This window comes from Gluconobacter sp. P1D12_c, from assembly GCF_018812105.1.
GTDB classification, from domain to species: Bacteria; Pseudomonadota; Alphaproteobacteria; order Acetobacterales; family Acetobacteraceae; genus Gluconobacter; species Gluconobacter oxydans_A.
Window position 1 is genome coordinate 1 of record NZ_JACSIQ010000674.1, and the last position, 397, is coordinate 397.

Sequence of the window (397 nt, forward strand, 5' to 3'; positions counted from 1 at the left end):
CCACGACGCTCCAGCATTTTGTCCAAACGACAACGGGTTTCCGGCGGCAGATCCCCTGCAAGGACGTCATGGACAAGGTGATCGGCCTGCTGGCGAGCACGGCGCACCAAGGCTTCAATGACAGTGACCGACGGCAGGAGAATGCTTCGGCGACGCATCTCGTCAATCAGGATCGCAGCCATGCGGGATGGCTGGGTCACATGATGTGCAATTGGCATCGCGAAACCGGTCATGTCATGAAATGCCGACCGATCGAAGGTTCGGTAGCCATAACGCTTCATCAGGTGGGCCAGATGGGATCGACGGGTTTCGTCACGACGTCCGTAATGGGACCAGAGCCCAGGGGACAGGTCGAGCTGCCGCGCAACAAATGACAGAATGGGAGCCGGTGGTGTTT

At 58.7% G+C, this 397-nt stretch carries 1 protein-coding gene; it reads right to left on the minus strand.

What is annotated here, in order from left to right; translation table 11 throughout:
* On the minus strand, positions 1-397 hold a 397-nt coding region (locus KP705_RS18685), incomplete at both ends, for a DUF4158 domain-containing protein (protein WP_215765392.1).